The 5,798-nt window shown below is 69.4% G+C and carries 5 protein-coding genes; all 5 read right to left on the bottom strand.

Annotation, left to right across the window (positions count from 1 at the left end; translation table 11 throughout):
* Nucleotides 1–92: 92 nt before the first annotated feature.
* On the bottom strand, nt 93–485 hold the full coding sequence (locus HJV72_RS18620) for a hypothetical protein (protein ID WP_208073326.1): 393 nt from the start codon (nt 483–485) through the stop codon (nt 93–95).
* Complete coding sequence (gene srtB, locus HJV72_RS18615) at nt 473–1,453, bottom strand: class B sortase (RefSeq protein WP_208073324.1); 981 nt, start codon at nt 1,451–1,453, stop codon at nt 473–475. The genes HJV72_RS18620 and srtB overlap by 13 nt, the downstream gene beginning before the upstream one ends.
* A 15-nt stretch (nt 1,454–1,468) precedes the next feature.
* Nucleotides 1,469–2,710, bottom strand: coding sequence for a DUF7601 domain-containing protein (locus HJV72_RS18610; protein WP_208073322.1), 1,242 nt, complete (start codon nt 2,708–2,710; stop codon nt 1,469–1,471).
* Between the two features lie 97 nt (nt 2,711–2,807).
* The gene (gene lepB / locus HJV72_RS18605; RefSeq protein ID WP_208073320.1) at nt 2,808–3,329 is read right to left on the bottom strand and encodes a signal peptidase I; all 522 of its coding nucleotides are present in this window, start codon (nt 3,327–3,329) and stop codon (nt 2,808–2,810) included.
* Nucleotides 3,326–5,798 (bottom strand): Spy0128 family protein (locus HJV72_RS18600; protein WP_305798504.1); only part of this gene is annotated, 2,473 nt, incomplete at its 5' end. The genes lepB and HJV72_RS18600, both read right to left, overlap by 4 nt.

Here is a 5,798-nt window from a genome sequence, read left to right as displayed (position 1 = left end):
TTTAATCCGGGGGATTTCCGATACGGCAAAAAAGCTGGCTTTCCTCAGAAATCCAGCTCAAGCCTCAGATAAGGCGGCAGCCGCTTCCCGGACTATCCCCCTCCGAAGATGCTCCGCCAGGCTGCACAGGCGGTCACCATCTGCTCAAATTCCGTCTCGCACAGCTTCCTGATATCCGGCGCATACCCGGCAAAGCAGGAGCTGCCCGCCTCCACGATCCTTTCGAACAGCTCCCCGGCCTTCTGCCGGGAGCCCTGCTCCAGGAGGTGGTACGTATCCTTGCGCTTATCTATGACCACCAGCTCCCCGGTCACGGATGCGTCGGTCTCCGTCAGGCCATAGTAGCGGTAGCTCCCCTTCCCTGTCCTCTTCCGGATATAGATCCACACGATCTCTTCATATGGCAGGAGGACGGCCCCTCCCCCGGCATGGAGCCGCATCCCTTCCCCCGTCAACGTGGGTTCCGATCTTATCAGGTACACCATGGTTCCTCCTCCTTCCTGTCTTGTGCTTCCGGTATAGGGCCGCTGCTGCTCCCGCCTCCCGGACGTCTGTCCCTCCGGCGGCCCCTTCCCAGCCATCCTGCCAGCACCGCCGCAAGCAGCGCGGATATCGCCACGGCTGGCCGGGCCCATGCCCCTCCCCGACGGTCCACCCGGCGCGGCTCCTTCCGGAACGGGTCCGGATAGGCCTCTTCCGTGATCCTGCCGGCCAGGATGCTGCGCCGGTTGGTGGCCCCCGGGGCGCAGGTGCTCAGCAGCACGATCCGGTCCTCGGGGGCCAGGCCCACCTCCCGCTCCTGCACCGCCCCGTCCTGCAGCCGCTTCCGGTAGGCCTCCTGGGCCTCCGCCCCTTCCACCCCCGGCTGGTAGATGCCCCCGTCGTAGGCGTCTGCCTGCAGGAACGCGAACAGCTCGAGGCCATGGTCCCGGCCCCCGTAGTACAGGTTCCCGTACCGGTGGCCGGCGAAGTAGGCGGCGTCCGCGAAGTCCCCGATGTCCCCGAACATGGCGCCCTTCTCCATGTGGTGCCCATGGATGATGGTGTTGTAGTCCTGGAACCCCCGGTCGTTGCGGAAGTCCACGAACAGGCTGCCGCAGTAGGCGTAGTCCCCCCTGGCATCCGTATGCAGGTATTCCTGGTTGTCCTCCCCCTGTACCAGGGGGTAGTCGATGCCCGTCCCATAGACGGTCAGCCACCCCAGCACATCCGGGTTCTCCTCTGCCAGCTCCTGGAAGGGCAGGGCCCCGTCCTTATCCGTGGGCTTATAGGCCGCGAGCCGCTCCGGGGCTGCGCTCTCATGGATCCGGCTGGCGTCCCACAGGCCATAGCAGCCATAGGCCAGCAGCAGCAGGGCCGCGGACAGCACCGTAAGGTTCACGATGCGGTCTGCGGCCCGGACTGCCCGTCTCCCGATGGCTTGTGCACGCTGCCTTCCATCCCTCCTGTGCATGCCGATGCCCCTCTCCTATGAGCCGGACGCGTCCCTTGCCCTGCGTCTCCTCGCGATCACGAAGGCGGCGGCGCCGGAGAGCGCTACGGCGATCAGGCCCAGGAAGGGCAGGCTGTCCATCACGATGCCGGTGGGTACCTCCGTGCTGTAGTAGCGGTTGGTGCAGGCCACGCCGTACGCGCCGGTGGAGTCGGCGATGGTCCGGCTGCCGGTAGCCATGCCCGGCACCGTGGTGGCCGTCCCGTCCGGGTCCGTCACCTCATAGCTGGTGTTGTAGCTGGGCAGCACGGTGCCGCCGTTCTCCGTCACCGTATAGGCGGTGCCCACGGGGAAGTCCTTGAACACGGCGTACTCCCCTTCCTTCAGGGTGATGCTTGCGGTGGCGGTGGCTGCCCCGGCTGCAAAGGAGATGGTGCCGGCGCCGGTGCTGGTACCGTCGCTGTCGAAGGTCTCATAGTGGTAGGTCGGATCCCCCACCTCGCTGGCCGCCTTGGTCACGGCGATGCCGAAGGGGAAGGATGTGGCGACCCCGCCCGGTGCCGCCCCGGTCCATTTGTTGGCGATCCGCTTTGACAGCTCCAGGACCCCCTCCTGTCCGCCCGGGGTCGTACCGCCGCCGGTGCGGACATACCCGTTGGTGAAGGTGAAGGGGTTCGCTTCCGGGGTGCTGCCATCGGGATCGGGCGCCGTCTTGCCGTCACCGGGGCTTCCTCCATCCCCCTTGGCCTGGTCCACGACGATGTTCTCCACATAGGTACTGCCGTCCCCGGCCAGCGCCACCTGGACCATGACCTTGTATTCGGCCGCCGAGTATCGGATGCTGTCCGTAGATGGCAGGCTGCCGCTATAGCCCTGGGCCTCCTTCAGGCCGTAGGTATAGATCCCCGGCTGGGGGAAGGTGACGCCGGCTACGATGTTGGGGGAGGACACGCTGTAGGCCAGGCTGCCGCCCACGGTCTCCGGTGACGCATCCCCGGCCAGCGGGTCCAGGCTGATGGCCGGCAGGTCGGGCAGGAGCCCTGCGTCTGACGTATTGCCGTCCAGCTCCGCCTTGCTCCACTGGAAGGCGAAGCTCCCGGATGCCGGGTCGTCCACCCCTGCGGGCACCATCAGCGTCTTGGAAAAGCATGCCTCTGCCGGGCTGTCCGGGGTCCCGCCCGTGGCGGCCGCCATGGCCGGCAGGGCCTGGCCCATGGGCAGCGTCAGGGCCGCCCCCAGCAATCCTGCCAGCAGTATCTTGATGTTCTTCTTTCTCATAATAGAATTCCTCCTTCTGGTATCTTTCTCTGTCCTTGCTCTGTCGTATCCCTCTGGTGCCCTGTCCGTGTCCGGCCTGCGTGCCAGGGGGCCGGTGTCAGATGTCCCTCCTCCTCAGGATGGTCATCACCTTGCCGCACACGTCGGAGGCGTCCACCGGGCCGTACACCCGGCTGTCCACCGCGTCCTCCCGGCTGTCCCCCAGGACGAAGACCTGCCCCTCCTGCAAGGTGGCCGGGAACTCCATGCCATCCTCGTACCGGCGGGTCTCCCCCAGGATGCCCGGCTCCTCCTGGTAGGAGCCGTTGATCCGCAGCCCCTCCTCCGTCAGGTCCACGGTATCCCCAGAGGCCGCGACGACCCGCCGCACCTGCTCCTTCCCCTGGTACTCCACCACCACCGCATCCCCGGCTGCATACGTGCGGCTGAGCCGGAAGTAGAAGACCAGGTCCCCCTCCCGGATGGAGGGCTCCATGGACCGGTCCCGGTTCTGGAGCACGCCGTACGGGAAGGTGAGGAGCAGGGCCGCCGCTGCGCAGAGCAGGGCCGCCTTCGCCAGCAGCCGCAGGGCATCCCCGGCCAGGGATGCGGGCGGTGCCCCCTTCGTCCCCCCGGTCATTCCCCCGCCTCCCGTCTCCCGGCCTGCTTCCGGCGCCGCCGCCTGCGCCACAGCAGCAGGGCCGCCATGCCCGAGCCCGCCGCGGCCGCCAGCCAGGGCAGCAGCGGCGCGGCATCCCCGGTCTTCAGCAGGCTCCATGCGCCGCCTCCCGGGGTATCGCCTCCCATGGCGCCGCCTCCCGGGGCTCCTCCTCCCGGGGCGCCGCCCCCGGGCTCCTGGTACCGGTTGGTGAAGGCCAGGGCCTGCACGGCATTCCCGCGGCCGTCTTCCACCGTGCGGCGGACCGACAGCCTTCCGGACTGGTCGGTGACCACGTCGGTGATGGTATAGGCGGTTCCGTCATAGGTATAGCCCGCCTCCCCCCCTTCCACTTCCTCCACGGCATAGCGGTAGGTCCCGGTCTTGGCGTAGCTCCAGGTGCCGAACTCCGCCTCCCCCTCCCCGGTGATGGTCAGCACCTTGCTGCCCTCCCGGCTGCCCTCCGGCATGGGGTAGGCCTCCCGTTCCGCCGTCAGGCGGAACTGGAAGCGGCCGTCCTGGCCCGGGCTCCCCTCCACCTGCTTGCGCACCGGCGGGTCCGCCAGGAGGGAGGGGTCGCTGGCCAGGGGCCGGTAGCGGTGGACGAAGGCGATCCTCGGGCATTTGTACCCGGCAGGGTCCTTCATCACGTAGTCCGGCTCCAGCCCGCCGGGGCCCGCCCTCACCGTGGCCTCCACGGTCCAGGCCGCCCCGTCGTAGGCATAGCCGTCCAGCTCGCCCCCGGGGGCCCGGCACACTTCATAGACATAGGTGCCGGGGGCCGGGAAGGGGATCTCCGGCAGGGCCAGGGCCTCGTCCCCCGTCAGCTGGAAGGCATAGGCCCCGGCGGCCCCTCCCGGCAGGGGCGCCCCGGGGGTGGCGGGTACCATGCGGTAGGCGAACTGCCGGGTGGCCGGGGTGCCGTCCTCCACCTGGAAGGACTGCTCCACCTCCACCACCCCGGGGGTCCCCGGCATCCCGGAGGCCTGCGCCATGCCGCCCCCGGCAGGCAGGGCCCACGCCAGGGCCAGGGCCAGCAGGCAGGCGGCGCCTCCGGGGCCGCTCCCCTTCCTCCCCCTTCCCCGGCTCCTGCCTGACGCGTATGCCCCGCTGAGCAGGACCGCCCCGGCCAGGAGGGCCAGCAGCGTGTCGGAGCCGGCGCCCGGCCCGGCGATGCCGGTCAGGGGCAGGGACGGACGATCATTGCGGTACGCTACCGCTGCGCCGGCAGGGCCCAGGGCCCCCTCCACCACCCCTGGAGCGGAATGCGGATAGGGTACGCCGTCCACCGTTTCCGTGGTGACATAGCCGGGCAGGGCCTGCTCCGTGATCCGGAACCGGCAGCCCTGGGGCAGCTGGAGGCGCAGGGCCTGCCCGTGCTTCAGGAGGACCTGGTCCCCCGCCGTCCCGTCCACGCCGGCCAGGACGCCTCCTTCGATGGCCACCTGACCGGACGAGCCGTCGGGCCCGGTATAGGGGTAGCTGCCCTCAAGCGGCGCCCCCCAGGCATGCTCCGCTTCCAGCCGGAAGCCGAAGGCCTTGTCTCGGTTCCCGTACTTCCCGGCCACCGTCTTGGACAGGGACAGCTCCCGGTTGGGCAGGGGGGCGGCCTCGTGCACGGCGGAGTTCAGCGCCGTGGTGGCGGCATACCCGTCGTCCATGGTGAAGCTTACCGTGCCCCCGGCATGGGCGAACGCCTGGTCGGCCCCCGGGGCGTGGTCGAAGAGGGGGGCCCGGCACGCCAGCTCGAAGGTTAAGGTGGGGCTGTCCGCGGCTTTCAAGGTGTAGGCCCCGTCCACCCGGGTCTGCCCGACATGGGCCCCGGTGCCGGGGGTGAAGGTGCCGGTGACGGACGACCCCTGGCCCGTGGGCGAGGTGACGGTGAGGCCGCTCCCGGATGGCACCTCCACCCCTTTGGGCAGGTAGCTGGTGAAGGTCCCCCGTGCATCGCCCCCGGTGCTGCGCAGGGTATAGGCATACTTCAGCAGGGTGCCCTCTTCCAGGCTCCGCCTTGCCCCGGCATGGCAGGCCGCGTCGCAGCCCGCGGCCGTCACGGCCCGCAGGGCGTTGGGGCAGCCGGGCACATGGACCGTGGCCCCCTGGTCGGTATCCAGCGACGCCTCCACGGTGTCGTGGACCTTTACGTTGCCCTGTGCCAGCCGGATGTCCTGGTTCCCTGCCTGGTCGGTGGCACAGACATAGAGGTCGTAGTGGGACGCATCGGTGGGCACGGTGTAGCCGTTGATATCCTGCCAGCTCTTGGAAGTGGGGGGCGGGGCCGGGCTTCCCACCGGGGCGAACAGGATGGCTACGGCGCGGACTCCGGACAAGTCATCCGTGCACGCGTGCTGGTACCTGCCGTCTGGGCCGGTCACCAGGCTGCCTCCGCCATCCTTGGCCAACGCCGCGGTGGGCCGGGTGGTGTCGATCCTGATTTCCATGGTGGACACG

It is taken from the genome of Extibacter sp. GGCC_0201 (assembly GCF_017566055.1).
GTDB lineage: Bacteria > Bacillota > Clostridia > Lachnospirales > Lachnospiraceae > Extibacter.
Note: the sequence above shows the minus strand (reverse complement) of the source record. Positions and strands in the feature narration are given on the sequence as shown.

Bases quoted from the DNA above. Each gene is read 5' to 3' on its own strand.
- HJV72_RS18620 (WP_208073326.1), bottom strand. From the start codon at position 485: ATGGTGTACCTGATAAGATCGGAACCCACGTTGACGGGGGAAGGGATG.
- srtB (WP_208073324.1), bottom strand. From the start codon at position 1,453: ATGCACAGGAGGGATGGAAGGCAGCGTGCACAAGCCATCGGGAGACGG.
- HJV72_RS18610 (WP_208073322.1), bottom strand. From the start codon at position 2,710: ATGAGAAAGAAGAACATCAAGATACTGCTGGCAGGATTGCTGGGGGCG.
- lepB (WP_208073320.1), bottom strand. From the start codon at position 3,329: ATGACCGGGGGGACGAAGGGGGCACCGCCCGCATCCCTGGCCGGGGAT.